Below are 14,060 nucleotides of genomic sequence, written 5' to 3' on the forward strand. Positions count from 1 at the left end.
GTTCGCCCCTACTCCAACCGGAAGGTGAAGGTGATCGTACCGGTCTGAGTTTCCTGGGGAGCCCCCGGCGGCAGCGCGTTAAAGCGCCACTGTTGTAGGGCGTCCATGACGGCGGCCTCCAGCTTGGGGCTGCCCTTGAGGAGGGGCACACGCCGCACGATGCGCCCCTCCGGATTGACGGTGATCTGAATCCGAATGCGGGCATTCACCTTCTCGGCGTACTGCGGAAGCGGCGCCCGCTCGGGATCGCGGTCCAGTCCCTCAATGTCGTAGGGCGCGGCGGCCTCCTCCTCCGTGCCCGCCCCCGGGTCGCCCGACTCCTCCCCGGGCTCCGCGCTCGGCTCCTGCTGGTCGGCCTGCTGGTCCGTTTCGGGCTGGGCCTCAGCCTCCGGCACGGTCGTCTCCTCCTCGGTCGGCGGCACGGACTCCTCACTCCGCTCCTCGTCCGGGAGGTTGACCGGCTCCGACTCGGGCTCCTCCGCCGTTTCGTCGGGCTCGGTCTCCGGCTCGGGCGCCTCCTCCTGTGGCTCCGGGGTGGTCGTCTCCTCCACCTGCTCGGTGGCCTCCACCGGCTGCCCGGGCGAAAACTCGCCAAACTCCACCTCCACGTAGCCCAGTTGGGCGGGGCGGGGGCGCGACGCCGTCAGGAAGGCGAAGAGAAGGGCGAGCCCTCCATGGAGGATGACGGTGCTAGCAAACCCGATCCAGTCGCTACGGGACATGGGGCATACCCGGTTGGGGAGGTAGGAGAGCGATCAGTGTTGCCCATTGTAGGGACGTTGGACGGCCTTGGCCCGACAAAAGTTCGTCGCGGCAGCCTCCCTCTTCTCCTCAAATCCCCTCAATTTACACGCTCGAAGCGCGTCACGCCGTCGCGGACGAAGCGGCCCTCGTCGGGGATGTACCGCCGTTCTTTGACGGAGAAGGCATCCGGCTCGATGGAGATGACATTGTAGAAATTGATCGGGCCCGCCGGTTCGCGCCAGCGGTTGCTCGTCGCCGTGCCCGCACTGGCAACGACGATGCGCGGCGTGCCCGGGATGATTTCGAGGGGCTGGATGGCGGAGATGTGGAGGTGTCCGCAGAGAACAAGGTCAACGCCCACCTCCCCAGCCACCGCGAGGGTGTTCTGAGCCTGCTGGGCCACGGGGTGCGGGCTGATGGGCCCGATGACCGTGGGGTGGAGCTGATGGTGCACCACAAGCACCTTGAAGCAGTCGCTCCCCTTCTCCGAGAAAAACTCACGCATCGCGGCCCGGTCGGCCGGGCCGATGCGCCCGCCTTTGATCGACGGCCCGTAGGCGGACGTAAGACCGATCGCGGCCACGCCGTCGGCCTCGAAGGTGGGGGCAAGGTCGTCCGTGATGAACTGTTTGTACCGCTCCAGGGGGGCTCGGAGGCGCTTCACAGGACGCCACCACGGATAGACGTCGTGGTTGCCCGCCACGACGAGGGTGGGCGGATCAAGGGCCTCGAGCAGGGTTCGCGCCGCCGCGTACTCCGCCGGACGGGCCCGCTGTGTAAGGTCGCCGCTCACCGCGACGAGGTCAACATCCGCCGCGTTGATTTCGTCTAGCAGCGCCTCCACCACCCCGGAATCCGCAATGCGTCCGAAGTGGAGGTCGGAGATGTGCGCGATGGTCATAGCGCCGAACGCGAGCCTCGTAACCGTTCAACGCTACAGCAACAGGTTCATCGGTTCCTCCAGGTAGGACTTCACCGTGTCGAGGAAGTGGGCCCCCTTCGCCCCGTCCACGACGCGGTGGTCACAGGAGAGGGTCACCTTCATGCGCTTGCCGGGCACCACTTCGCCGTCCTCCACGACAGGCGTGTCGCGGATCTCGCCAATGGCCAGGATGGCCGAATTGGGCGGGTTGATGATGGCCGTAAACTCTTCGATACCGAACATGCCGAGGTTGCTCGTGGTGAAGGTGGCTCCCTCGAACTCCTCCGGCTCCAGGTCCCGATCGCGGGCCCGCTCGGCCAGCTTCCGCGTCTCGCGGGCGAGCTCCGAGAGCCCCTTCCGGTCCGCGTCGTGCAGGACCGGCGTGATAAGCCCTTCGTCGATGGCAACGGCGATGCCGATGTGCACGCGGTTGTGCTTGTGGATTTCGCCCTCGTCGGGGCGGTAGGCGGCGTTGACGTACGGGTGGTCGTGCAACGAGAGGGCACATGCCTTCGTGATGAAGTCGTTGAAGGAGATCTTCGCGCGCCCCTGCTCCTCCGCCAGCTCGTTGAGGTCTTCGCGGACCTCGATCGCCCGCTCTACGTCGATGTCGACCGTGAGGTAGTAGTGCGGGGCCGAGTACTTGCTCTCCGCAAGGCGCCGGGCGATGGTCTTCCGCATCTGCGTGATGTCCTCGGACTCGTACGCGGCCTCCTCGTCCGGCATCGCGTAGGACGGCGCCTCCGGAACGGACGGCTCGGGCTGGGGCGCTGACTCCGGGGTTGGCTCCGGGTCGGGCGTCGGCTCGGGGTCGGGCGTCGGCTCGGGGTCGGGCGTCGGCTCCGATTCAGGAGTTGGCTCCGGCGCAGCCTCCTGCTCTTCAATGTGGGTCTCCACGTCCCGACGCACGATGCGTCCCTCGGGCCCCGATCCGTCGACCTGCGCCAGCTCCACGTCGTGGTCCTGCGCGATGCGGCGCGCCAGGGGAGACGCCTTGACGCGGCGTCCCTCCGCGTCGGTCTCGGCGGGCACCGGCTCCGGCGTCCGCTCGGACAGCTGCCCGTCGCCGCTCGGCTCTGGGGCCGGGTCGGGCTCCACCTCCGGCTCCGGAGCGGGCGCGGCCGACGCCTCTTCGGCGTCATCGTCCTCAGTGTCGGCCTCGGGCTCGGCGGTTGCGGCCCCGTCGCCCCCGGCATCGCCCACGAGATCGGAAATGTCCTCCCCGGCCTCTCCAATCACGGCAATTAGCTCCCCGATGGGCACGGCGTCCCCCGCCTCAATCACTTGTTTGAGCAACACCCCCTCGTCGAAGGCCTCCAGGTCCATCGTGGCCTTGTCGGTTTCGACCTGTGCCAGCACGTCGCCCGCCGACACCTCCTCGCCCTCGTCCACGAGCCAGGCGGAAAGCACCCCCTCCTCCATGGTGTCGCTCAGCTTGGGCATTTCGATTGGAATCGCCATGGGTCAGTATCGAGTTTCGGAGTGTAGTACAAATGTCGAATGTGGACCGGCACGGGCCCCGGGTGCCCGGGCCGAGCGCCGGGGCTCGCGGGACGTTACTCGGCGTAGAGGACCCGGAGGCACTTGTCAACCGTCTCGTCGACGCCCGGCATGTACTCGTCCATGAGGTTCGGCGCGTACGGGGCCGGGGTGTCGGGGGCCGTCACGCGCAGGATGGGCGCGTCGAGGTAGTCGAAGGCGCGGTCCTGCACCTGATGCGTAATTTCCGAGGCCACGCTGGTAAAGGGGGTGCTCTCGTCGATCACGACCAGTCGGTTTGTCTTGACGACCGACTCCACGATCGTCTCAATGTCGAGCGGCTTAATGGTGCGCGGGTCGATTACTTCGGCCTCGTAGCCCTGCTCTTCGAGCGCCTCCGCGGCATCCATCGCGATGTGATAGCTCTTGCTGTGCGCCACGATCGTTACGTCGTCGCCCTCCCGCCCCACGCGGGCCGAGCCGATCGGGATCGTGTAGTCGCTTTCCTCACTCACCTCCCGCTGCATGCCGTACATCAGCTCGCTCTCGAGAAAGACCACCGGGTCGTCATCCCGGATGGCCGTCTTGAGCAGTCCCTTGCCGTCGTCGGGCACGGACGGCGACACAACCTTGAGGCCGGGGATGTTCGAGTATAGCGCCTCCGTGGAGTTGGAGTGGGTGGCCCCGAGCTGGCCGGCCGCCCCGTTGGGGCCCCGGAAGACAATCGGGATGTCGAACTGGCCGCCCGACATGTAGCGCATGTTGGGAGCGTTGTTGATGACCTGGTCGAAGGCCACGAACGAGAAGTTGAACGTCATGAACTCGACGATGGGCCGGAGCCCGTTCATCGCCGCCCCGATGCCGAGCCCCGCGAACCCGAGCTCGCTGATGGGCGAGTCGATGACCCGGTCGGACCCAAAGTGATCGAGCATGCCCTTGCTCACCTTGTAGGCGCCGTCGTACTCGGCCACCTCTTCCCCGATGAGGAAGATATCGTCGTCGCGCTCCATCTCTTCGGTCATTGCGTCCCGGAGCGCCGTGCGGAATTCCAGCGTAGCCATATTCAAGTGCGAGTTTCGAAGTGCAAATGGCGAATGGGCGAAGCGGAGAGTGCCGGGCAGTCGACCCGAGCCCCGACACTCAAAAACCAACAGGGCCTAAGCGATGAAGGGGTAGTCCTCCTGCGTATAGATGTCGTCGTAGATGGCCTCCTCGTCCGGGAAGGGCGCCTCGTTCGCCGCGTCGATGGCGTCCTTGACCCGCTGCTTCACCTCCTCGTCGATCGTCTCCATGTCGGCCTCGGTGGCCAGGCCCCGTTCGAGGATGTAGTCCTGGAGGCGATTGATGGCGTCCTGGCTCTGGCGCTGGTCGAGCTCGCCCTCCCCCCGGTATTCGGCCGGGTCGGTGATGGAGTGGCCCTGATAGCGGTACGTGCGCACCTCAAGGAGCGACGGCTGATCGTTGCGGGCGTAGTTCTCCACGTGGTCCTGCACGGCCTTGTTGACGCTGAACACGTCCATGCCGCTGGCCAGGGACGCGGGGAAGTCGAAGTTGTAGCCGTGCTTGAAGAGGTCGGGCTTGCTGAAGGCGCGGTCCACCGCCGTGCCCATCGCGTACTGGTTGTTTTCGCAGACAAAGACGATGGGCAGTTCGTAGATGCCGGCCAGGTTGCACGCCTCGCGGAACGCCCCCTGGTGCATCGCCCCGTCGCCGAAGAAGCACAGGCAAACGTTGTCCTCGTCCCGATACTTGTGCGCGAAGGCGAGGCCCGCACCAAGCGGCAGGTGGGCCCCCACGATGGCGTGCCCCCCCATCATCTTCTTCTCGGCGTCAAAGAAGTGCATCGATCCGCCCTTGCCCTTGGAGGAGCCCGTCTCTTTCCCAAACAATTCCGCCATCGCCTCCTCCGGCGTGATGCCCATTGCCAGTCCCATGCCGTGGTCACGGTACGCCGTGATGACCGAGTCGTCCCCGAGCTCGATGGCGTTGACGCTGCCGGTCGAGACTGCTTCCTGCCCAATGTAGAGGTGCAGGAAGCCGGAGATCTTCTGCCGCTGGTACATCTGGCGGCACCGGTTCTCGAAGCGTCGCTGCAGCAGCATGTCGCGGAGCAGGTCGACCACCTCGTCGTCGGCAATGCCGAGCTCATCGTGCCCGTACGTGTCGGCGGGATAGGTCTCGTAGGTGATCGTTTCCTCGATCGGCCCCTCGGGAATGTCAATGGTCTGCTGCGTGGCCGCCCCGTCCCCGGACATCTCGGATTCGTCTTCCGAGAGGGGGCTCGGGCGCTTCTCGGTGGTCGCGGCCTCGGTCGAGGTGCCGTTGGCATTTTCTCCGTTCGAGGCGCCCGTGCCGGATCCCTCCAGGGCGCTCTGGATATCTTGTGCGTAGGCCGGGCCGATGCCGGACAGATCTTCCAGCGATTCCACGTTTTGCAGGTCGGCCAGGCTCGTGACGCCGGCCTCCTTCAATCGAGACGCGTGGGGGAACCCCTCTGGGAAATCGGCGCCGCCGTTGAGGCTTCCATTCGAACCGGAATTGGAATCAGGGGCCGAGGTGTGGTCAGCCATGACATGCGACGAGGTTGGGTGAGTAGAACCATGCGTCGGCGAGCACCGGCTTCGTCAGTCAGGGTCAACACCGGATGGGCGCCGCGTGGAGCTGGACAGGATCAACAGTGCCAGCTAAAAGAGTAATTTTACCAAGCCCTTGTATCTCAGTATTCCCCCTCGGTTTCGACACATCCACGGCCGCCGAAACCCGTTTTCCATTAAAACCTGCCGGCGGACTCGGAAATGCCTCGGTGCATCATTTATGTAGGGGCCCACGTTGATGAACGGTCTATCAACGACCGTCCCGTCCCAGCGGCCGATTCCGTACCTTCATCGTTTCTCACTCTCCCTCCTCCTCGTCGGTGTCCGATCCGTCTCCGTCCACCTCCGATGCAGCTCCCTCCGACGCCCTGGTCATCGTTCCTACCTACAACGAGGCCGACAACATCAGCCCGGTGATTGAGCAGGTGCTGGAGCAGTCGCCTCCCCTTTCCGTCCTCGTCGTGGACGACAACTCGACGGACGGGACCGCCGACCTCGTGCGGTCGAAGAAGACGGACGCGCCCGACCGGGTTCACCTGATCGAGCGAAGCGGCAAGCTCGGCCTGGGCACCGCCTACCTCCGCGGCTTCCGGTACGCCCTGGCGCAGGACTACACCTATATCTGCGAGATGGACGCCGACCTCTCCCACGATCCCAATGACCTGCCGCGCCTCATCGCGCCGGTACGAGAGGGAGAGGTAGACCTCGCCATCGGGTCGCGGTACGTGGAAGGGGTCCGCGTGATCAACTGGCCGCTCTCCCGGCTCGTCCTCTCCTACGGGGCCGGCGTCTACACCCGTGCCATTACCCGCCTGCCCCTCTTGGACGTGACCGCCGGGTTCAAGTGCTTCCACCGGCGCGTGCTGGAGACCCTGCCGCTCGACCACGTCAACTCCGACGGGTACGCCTTTCAGGTCGAGATGCACTACCGTACCTGGCGGGCAGGCTTCCAGTTTAAGGAAGTGCCGGTCGTCTTCACGGAGCGGACCGAGGGCCAGTCGAAGATGCGACGCGAAATCGTGGCGGAGGCGGCCCTGAAGGTGTGGGAGCTGCGGCTCCAGGATCTCCTCGGACGACTGTAGCACGCGGTCGACGGGGCCTACGCGCTTCCTCGTTTTTTCGGTTTCCTGGTGGCGGGAGTCGCCACTGCGTTTTACTTTAGAACATTGAGCCACGTCTGCCGCTTCCGTTTGTTCATCTTCTCTCGTTCAACAACTTGACCCAACCATGAGCACCTCCGGCGAACGCATCACACGAGAGGGCGACGCCCTTCACGTCCCCGACGTCCCCGTTATCCCTTACATCGAAGGCGACGGCGTGGGGGCCGACATCTGGGCCGCGACCCGTCCGGTGTTCGACGCCGCCGTGGAGACGGCCTACGACGGCGAGCGCGCCGTCGAGTGGACCGAAGTCTTGGCCGGCGAGAAGGCCAAGGAGCACACCGGTGAGCTTCTCCCCGAAAACACAGTGGAGACCATCCGCGAGCACCGCGTCGCCATCAAGGGCCCCCTCACGACCCCCGTGGGCGCCGGCTTCCGGTCGCTGAACGTCGCCCTGCGCCAGAAGCTGGACCTCTACGCCAACGTCCGCCCTACCTACTACATCGACGGCGTGCCCTCGCCGATGAAAAATCCGGAGCAGATGGACATGGTCACGTTCCGGGAAAACACCGAGGACGTGTACGCCGGCATCGAGTGGGAGGCCGAGACCGAGGGCGCAGAGCAGGTTCGAGCATTCGTCGAGGAGCAGATGGGCTTCGACGACACCATCCACGATGGCCCGGTCGGGATCGGGATCAAGCCGATCACGGAGTTCGGAACCAAGCGACTCGTCCGCGAGGCTATCGACTACGCCCTGGAGTCCGACGGGCACCAGTTTGTCACCCTCGTCCACAAGGGCAACATCATGAAGTTTACCGAGGGCGCCTTCCGCGACTGGGGCTACGAGGTGGCCGAGTCGGAGTACGGCGACGAGGTGATCACCGAAGACACGCTCTGGGAGGAGCGCGACGGCGACCCGCCCGAGGATGCGGTCGTGGTCAACGACCGGATCGCCGACAACATGCTGCAGCAGGTGCAGACGCGGACCGACCAGTACGACGTGCTGGCGATGCCGAACCTCAACGGCGACTACCTGTCGGACGCCTGCGGGGCCCAGATTGGCGGCCTCGGCGTGGCGCCGGGCGCCAACTTCGGCGACGCCGCCTGCCTGGCCGAGCCCGTTCACGGCTCCGCCAACAAATACGCCGGCCAGGACAAGGTCAACCCGTCCGCACTCATTCTTTCGGGCCGCCTCATGTTCGAGTACATGGGCTGGGAGGAGGCCTCCGAGGTCATTCTCGAGGGCCTGGCGAAAACGATCCAGCAGAAGCGCGTGACGTACGACTTCGAGCGCAACCTGGAGGATGCCGAGCTGCTCAAGTGCAGCGAGTTCGGGCAGGCCGTGGTGGACAACATGGGATAATCGTTCCGGACGCCCGGCTCCCCCACAGCGAAAGAGCGGCATCGTGGCCCCCACGGTGCCGTTTCTCTGTTCGCCCCTCACCGTCCAGTGCACCGCATCGGCTCATGGCCTTCTCGCTCTCCAGTCTTGCGCCCCGCCTTGCCGAACGCCTGGGCGGCCCGCTGCCGGGCCATGAGGCCCACCTCCGCATGGCGCCCCGGTATCCGGCCCGGCAGGCCGACCTCTCGGTGGACACGCGAGACTGTCGGGAGGCCGGGGTGCTGGTGCTCTTGCGTCCAGACGACGCGGCCCCCTGTGTGGTGCTGACGGTCCGGCGCGACCATCTTCCCGACCATGCCGGTCAAATTTCGTTTCCGGGGGGCCGGCGGGAACCCGACGAGTCGCTCTCGGGCACGGCCCTGCGGGAGGCGGAGGAAGAGATTGATCTGTCCCCGGCCTCCGTAGACGTGCTCGGCGCCCTGACGCCGCTCTTCATCCCGCCCTCCAACTTTTGCGTGCACCCGTTCGTGGGCCACGCTCCGTCCACCGCGTCCCTTCGCCCCACCGACGCGGAGGTTGGGCGGATTCTTCGGGTCCCCCTCGCTCATCTTCTGGACCCGGCCACCCGCACGACCGAGACGCGCCCCCTCAACGGGGCGGACGTGGACGTGCCGTACTACGACGTGGCCGGCCACACCGTGTGGGGGGCCACCGCCATGATGCTGGCCGAGTTCCTGGCCGTGGTGCGTGACGCGACGGGGGCGGCCGAGTAGCCCCCCTCCCTATTCGTTGCCGTCGGGATCCGATGCCGCCTCGGCCGCCACCAGCGAGCGCCAGCCCGCTGCCCCCCACTGCTCCGGCGCGTAGCGCTGAATCCACCGCCGGTCGACCCAGTGCTTGAGCCGAAGGAACCACGAGCGGGCCATCCACAGGGGGCCCGCCGTCCAGATGGCACGGCGCGCTCCGGTTGAGAGCACCAGCGGCGCGACTGGGTACGGGCGAAAGGCGGTCAGGGCCGACGCGACCGGGGCCGAGCCGTCCTCGGCGAGCCGACGCAGGGTGGTGTCGAGATTCGTCCGGAGATCCGGCCCCTGCTTCACGGCGTGCACGCCCACCTTGTCCAGATTCAACTCCGGAATGGTCCCGCAATCGCCGGCGGCGAAGATGCGGGGATGGGTGGGGGTGCGCAGGCGACGGGTTGTGTGCAGAAAGCCTCGCTCGTCCGTCGACAGCCCGCTTTCACGGAGCAGGGGCGGTGCGACGGCCCCGGTGCTCCAGAGCACCGCGTCGGGGTGGACCGTGTCGTGTTCGCCCGTGCCCGTCCGCATGTCTACCTGCGTGCGGTCTCCATCAGCTCCGCGGACCTGGCCGACCGTCGTCGCCGTCCGGATGGTCGCGCCTCGTTCTCGGAGCAGCCGGGCTGCGTAGGCGCGCATGCCTTCGGGAAATCCCGGCAGAATCCTCCCCGACTGCTCAACAACCGTCAGCGAGAGATCCGCCGTCCGGCCGGCCCCGGCGAACCGTCCCGTGATGTTGAGGGCCACCTCTACTCCGGCCGCACCGCCCCCCACGATCGTCAGGCCCAGGGTCTCCGTCGGGGCGTCGAGCACCTGTTTCAAGTGAGGACTGAGGGCGCGGATGCGATAGATCGGCTTCGTGCCCACCGCAGCGTCGGGCAGGGCCGGGTTCACCCCTCCGACATCGATCGCCAGCACGTCGTAGGGGATGGTCTCCCCCTCATCCGTCGTGACCACGCGGGCCTCCGGGTCGAGGGCGGTGGCCCGCGCCGTCACGTGCGTGGCACCTGCCCTATGGGCCAGCCTTCGCAGATCAACGCGAATATCGTCGACCGCGTACACCCCGCCCAGGTGCTCCGGCACCATGCCCGAGTAGTAGAGCCAGCGTTGGGGATCGATGAGGGTCACTTTGATCCCTGCATCGGTCCAGTCCTGGGCGTGGGCGAGACTGGGCAGCATGGCGTGCCCTCCCCCGACAAGAACGATATGCAACGGCTCGGTCATCGGACTGCGATCCATCAAACATGAGAGTGGAGAGTGCTCGCGGCCAGGCGCACCGTCGGCAGGCAACCCCTCCATCAGCTGCGCTGCTCACGCCGCGTCGAGAGGCCGAGGGGGAAGTACAAGGGACACGTTCCGACGAAACTCGTCAGGAGAAACGCCACGGCCCCAGCGCCGAGAACGAGTGCCGTGGTGCCACCGAGGACGCCGGTGGCGTACAGCATCCCTACCGAAAGGGCGGCGAGGGCTCGGAAGAGTCGGTCGAGGGATCCCATGTTGTGCGTCATGACGGGAGCGTGGATCGGAGAGGGACCGGGGAGAGCCGCATGATTGGGCAAGCGCGGCGTTGTGAGTGATTGATCACTCATTTCTGGCACCAGTGCCCAACCGGGAAGTTCCAGTGGAGACGTGCTGGTTGTTCGACACGCCGCTTGGCACGAGTACGTCCTGCTGTATTTGAACTCCCCGCGAACCGCCGAACTTGCAGGGGTGGCTGTCATAGACCTATTGTGAGTGATTACTCACTCATGACCCCTGGCTTGAGAGTGATGGCCGACTGCAGTGCCCAGCGCACGATCAAGATTCCTCTAGCATTCACCAGCCTCCCACAGACGGGGCGTTTTTCCGTTCGCCTCCACCCATGACCAAGCGAGACGACATTTGCGAGGCCGCCCTCACCCTCTTTGCCGAGAACGGCATCGAGGCCACTACGACTCGTGAAATTGCGGAGCACGCCGGGGCGGCCGAAGGCACGCTCTACCGCCATTTTGACGGAAAGGCCGACCTTGCTCAGTGGCTCTACCGGCGCTGCCTGAGTCAGCTTCGCGACACCCTCACGGACGCCGACGAGGAAACGTCCACCCCGACCGAGCGGCTGGAGGCCCTCGTGCGCGGGGTGTTCGATTTTTATTCCTCCCGGCCCGCTTCGTGCACCTACTTGCTCTCGGCCCGGAAGTCGGGCGTCGTGGGCACGAACGGGAATGACGCTCCACCCTCCCCGATCCGGCTGTTTGCCAGTGTGCTCGACGAGGGTACGCAACAGGGCGTCTTTCGGGAGACGTCTTCCCTTCTCGTCGCCGGGTGGATTCTCGCGATGGTTCAGCGTACTGTCCTCTTCTTAAAGACCGATACCCTTCCTTTGCGCACACAGGACGCGATCGACCAGACAGTCGATGCGGCCCGCCGACTGGCGATGGGCCGACCAGGCTGACCCAACAGGTGTACCACACCAATTTCTCCACCACAAACCCGCCTAGTTATATATGTATCTCTCAGTTGTGAGCGAACGATCACTCACATCCGGGTGTCGAGCCGGGGGTGTGCCGTGGATGTTGATGCTCGGCATGGTTGTGCTTCTCCCTGTTCGTGGGATAGCGCAGCCGGCGCCAGCCGCCGACGAGGACACATCCGCCGTTTTGTCTCTGTCGCTGGACGAGACGCTGGCCCGGGCGCAGGAGGAGAGCTTCCCGGGCCGTTCGGCAGACGCGACCCGCCGCGCCGCAACGGCCCGCAAGCGGCAGTCGCTCGGCGTCTTTCTTCCCCGGATCACTGCACGCGAGCAGGGGCTCTTCACGACCGACCCCGTCAATGCCTTCGGCAGCAAGCTGCGACAAGAGCGCTTTACACAGCAGGACTTTCAGGTAGGTGCCCTCAACACACCGGACCGTGTGGACCAGTTCGGCACGAAGTTGGAGGTCGAGCAGCCGATTCTGAACCTCGACGGCATCTTTGAGCGGCGCGCAGCGTCCGACGCGGCCCGCGCCGCCGGCCACCAGGCCGAGCGCACGGAGGCCGTCGTCGCGTTCCGGGTGAAGAAGGGCTACTACGGGCTGCTGCTGGCCGAACGGCGGGTGGGCGTGATCGACTCGGCCCTCGCCGCCGCCCGTGCCAACCGTGATCAGGCACAGGCCCTCTTCGACGAGGGCGTCATCAACCAGGCCGACCGGCTGGCGGCCGCGGTGCGCGTTTCAGAATTGGAAAGCCAGCGCAGCGAGGCGGTCGCCCGACGCGACAACGCTGCCGATCGATTGCGGCTTCTCATTGGGCTGGAAGACGCCGTGCGCATCGCGCCCACCGACTCGCTAACGCGCGAATCCGCCCTGGTGGGCGACGTGTCGCTCGAGGCCGTCAACCAGCGACGCTCCGACATGCAAGCCCTGCGCGCACAGGCCGAGGCGGCCCGTGAGAAGACCCGGTCCCGGTGGCTTGCCTTCGTGCCCACCCTGAACGCTCGCGGCACTACGGGCTGGTACGACGACACGCCCCTCGGCACCAATGGACAGAGCTGGACGGCCGGCGTCTCGCTGTCGTGGAGCCTGTTCGAGGGGTTCCAGCAAATTGGGCAGGCCCAGGAGGCCGAGGCGCAGCGGCAACGTGCAGAGATTGCCCTGGAGCAGCAGGCCCTTGAGAACGACGTCGAGATTACGTCTGCTCGGCGCGACCTGCGGGCCGCCCAGGAGCGCATCGACCAGGCCCAGACGGCCGTGGCCCAGGCGGAAGAAAGCCTGCGCATCCGGGCCGACCGCTACGCTCAGGGTATGGCCCGCACCACGGATCTGCTCCAGGCCGAGGCCACCCTCGCCGAGCGACGCCTCGCCTACCTTCGGGCCCTCTACCAGCACAACATCACGGTCTACCGCCTCGAGCTGCTCACGGAGCAGTCAATGACCCGATAACTCCATATTGCTTCTCGTTCCCATGGCTTCCCTCAACGCTCCTTTTCCGCCAATGACAGCACGTGGCTCTCTTCTCCTTCCGGTCCTTTTCGGTCTTCTCGCCTCTGCCTGTGTCGGGGGCGCCTCCTCGCCCCCCGCGGATGAGATGGATCCGGTCCCCGTAGAGACCGCCACCGCAGCGACGACGACCGCGGCTCAGGACGGACGCTACACTGGCACCATCCAGGGCGCGCGCCGGGTCCCTCTCTCCACCAAAATGATGGGCACCATCACACGCCTCTCGGTCGAGGAGGGCGACCGTGTGCAGGAGGGCGAGACGCTCGTCCGCATCCGCAGCCAGAACGTGGAGGCCCAGCGGGAGCAGGTGCAGGCCCGCCTGCGGGAGGCCCGCGCCGCCCGCGACAACGCCGAGACCCAGTTCGAGCGGATCCGGGCCCTCCGCGAGAGCGACAGTGCTACGGAGCAGGAGTTCGACAACGCGCAGACCGCCTACGAGCGGGCACAGGCGCAGGTGGAGGCCCTCGAAAGCCGCCTGGCGGAGACCGAGGACATGCTCGCCTACGCCACGCTGGAGGCGCCCATCGACGGCTACGTGGTCGAGAAGCGATCCGAGCAGGGGGCCCTGGCCGCCCCGGGTCGTCCGCTGCTCACCGTCGAGACGCTCGACGACCTGAAGGCCGTGGTGCAGGTGCCGTCGGAGGATGTGAACCAGTTCGCAGTGGGCGACAGCGCGACCGTCACGATCGGCGCGGCCGCCAACGTGCAGAAGCAAGGCGTGGTCACGCAGGTGAACCCGTCCGGCAACGCCGTGAGCCGACAGTTCACTGTGCAGGTGCGCCTGCCACGCGCGGCCCCGGACGACCGGACAGCCGCCACCGCCCTCAAGTCCGGAATGTACGCCGAGGTTCGTCACCAGACCGGGACCCGTTCGACGCTCACGGTCCCGCAGACCGCCCTCATCGAACGCGGCCAGCTGACCGGCCTCTACGCCGTGAGTGATGACCACGCGCTGCTGCGCTGGGTACGGACCGGTTCGCAGCGTGGGGACCGCGTCGAGGTGCTTTCGGGCCTGCGGCCGGGCGAGACCTACGTCACCGACGCCACGCCCCGTATCGCGGACGGGCAGCCCGTCCAGGCCGAGTAGCTCGCCGCCCTCCGCACGCCACCGTCGCTCCACGCATCAGTC

The 14,060-nt window shown here is 66.4% G+C and carries 13 protein-coding genes; 6 read left to right on the top strand and 7 right to left on the bottom strand.

Annotated elements, in window-relative coordinates; genetic code table 11:
• Positions 1 to 8: 8 nt before the first annotated feature.
• The 5 genes from OJB03_RS11315 to pdhA all read right to left on the bottom strand — a co-directional run bounded on the left by OJB03_RS11315 (position 9) and on the right by pdhA (position 5,715).
• Complete coding sequence (locus OJB03_RS11315) at positions 9 to 722, bottom strand: energy transducer TonB family protein (RefSeq protein WP_263787521.1); 714 nt, start codon at positions 720 to 722, stop codon at positions 9 to 11.
• A gap of 119 nt (positions 723 to 841) precedes the next feature.
• Positions 842 to 1,645, bottom strand: a complete 804-nt coding sequence (locus tag OJB03_RS11320; protein ID WP_263787523.1) for a metallophosphoesterase family protein — start codon at positions 1,643 to 1,645, stop codon at positions 842 to 844.
• Positions 1,646 to 1,678: 33 nt separating this feature from the next.
• Entirely contained in the window at positions 1,679 to 3,127 is a 1,449-nt protein-coding gene (locus OJB03_RS11325) for a dihydrolipoamide acetyltransferase family protein (RefSeq protein ID WP_263787525.1), read from the bottom strand.
• Positions 3,128 to 3,222: 95 nt separating this feature from the next.
• Positions 3,223 to 4,206 carry a pyruvate dehydrogenase complex E1 component subunit beta gene (locus OJB03_RS11330; RefSeq protein WP_263787527.1) on the bottom strand — a complete coding sequence of 328 codons (984 nt, stop codon included), beginning with the start codon at positions 4,204 to 4,206 and terminating at the stop codon, positions 3,223 to 3,225.
• A 96-nt stretch (positions 4,207 to 4,302) separates the two neighbouring features.
• A complete protein-coding gene (gene pdhA, locus OJB03_RS11335; protein ID WP_263787529.1) occupies positions 4,303 to 5,715 on the bottom strand; it encodes a pyruvate dehydrogenase (acetyl-transferring) E1 component subunit alpha in 1,413 nt (470 codons plus the stop codon).
• A gap of 344 nt (positions 5,716 to 6,059) precedes the next feature.
• On the opposite strand from pdhA, the gene OJB03_RS11340 reads away from it, so the two are divergent.
• The 3 genes from OJB03_RS11340 to OJB03_RS11350 all read left to right on the top strand — a co-directional run bounded on the left by OJB03_RS11340 (position 6,060) and on the right by OJB03_RS11350 (position 8,954).
• Complete coding sequence (locus tag OJB03_RS11340) at positions 6,060 to 6,821, top strand: polyprenol monophosphomannose synthase (RefSeq protein ID WP_263787532.1); 762 nt, start codon at positions 6,060 to 6,062, stop codon at positions 6,819 to 6,821.
• A 145-nt stretch (positions 6,822 to 6,966) separates the two neighbouring features.
• Positions 6,967 to 8,202, top strand: coding sequence for an isocitrate dehydrogenase (NADP(+)) (gene icd / locus OJB03_RS11345; protein WP_263787535.1), 1,236 nt, complete (start codon positions 6,967 to 6,969; stop codon positions 8,200 to 8,202).
• Positions 8,203 to 8,306: 104 nt separating this feature from the next.
• Positions 8,307 to 8,954 (top strand): NUDIX hydrolase, encoded by a 648-nt coding sequence (locus OJB03_RS11350; protein ID WP_263787537.1) that lies wholly within the window; start codon positions 8,307 to 8,309, stop codon positions 8,952 to 8,954.
• Positions 8,955 to 8,963: 9 nt separating this feature from the next.
• On the opposite strand, the gene OJB03_RS11355 is transcribed toward OJB03_RS11350, so the two are convergent.
• Positions 8,964 to 10,217: an NAD(P)/FAD-dependent oxidoreductase gene (locus OJB03_RS11355; RefSeq protein WP_263787538.1), complete on the bottom strand. Its 1,254-nt coding sequence runs from the start codon at positions 10,215 to 10,217 to the stop codon at positions 8,964 to 8,966.
• A 59-nt stretch (positions 10,218 to 10,276) separates the two neighbouring features.
• Positions 10,277 to 10,486: a YgaP family membrane protein gene (locus tag OJB03_RS11360; RefSeq protein WP_263787539.1), complete on the bottom strand. Its 210-nt coding sequence runs from the start codon at positions 10,484 to 10,486 to the stop codon at positions 10,277 to 10,279.
• Positions 10,487 to 10,839: 353 nt separating this feature from the next.
• Here OJB03_RS11360 and OJB03_RS11365 point away from each other — a divergent pair, with 353 nt between their 5' ends.
• The 3 genes from OJB03_RS11365 (at position 10,840) to OJB03_RS11375 (ending at position 14,018) form a co-directional block, all read left to right on the top strand.
• A complete protein-coding gene (locus OJB03_RS11365) occupies positions 10,840 to 11,409 on the top strand; it encodes a TetR/AcrR family transcriptional regulator (protein ID WP_263787540.1) in 570 nt (189 codons plus the stop codon).
• Positions 11,410 to 11,542: 133 nt separating this feature from the next.
• Complete coding sequence (locus OJB03_RS11370) at positions 11,543 to 12,874, top strand: TolC family protein (protein ID WP_263787541.1); 1,332 nt, start codon at positions 11,543 to 11,545, stop codon at positions 12,872 to 12,874.
• A 52-nt stretch (positions 12,875 to 12,926) separates the two neighbouring features.
• Positions 12,927 to 14,018, top strand: coding sequence for an efflux RND transporter periplasmic adaptor subunit (locus OJB03_RS11375; RefSeq protein ID WP_263787543.1), 1,092 nt, complete (start codon positions 12,927 to 12,929; stop codon positions 14,016 to 14,018).
• Positions 14,019 to 14,060: the final 42 nt, after the last annotated feature.

This window comes from Salinibacter grassmerensis, from assembly GCF_947077765.1.
In the GTDB taxonomy this organism is placed as follows: domain Bacteria; phylum Bacteroidota; class Rhodothermia; order Rhodothermales; family Salinibacteraceae; genus Salinibacter; species Salinibacter grassmerensis.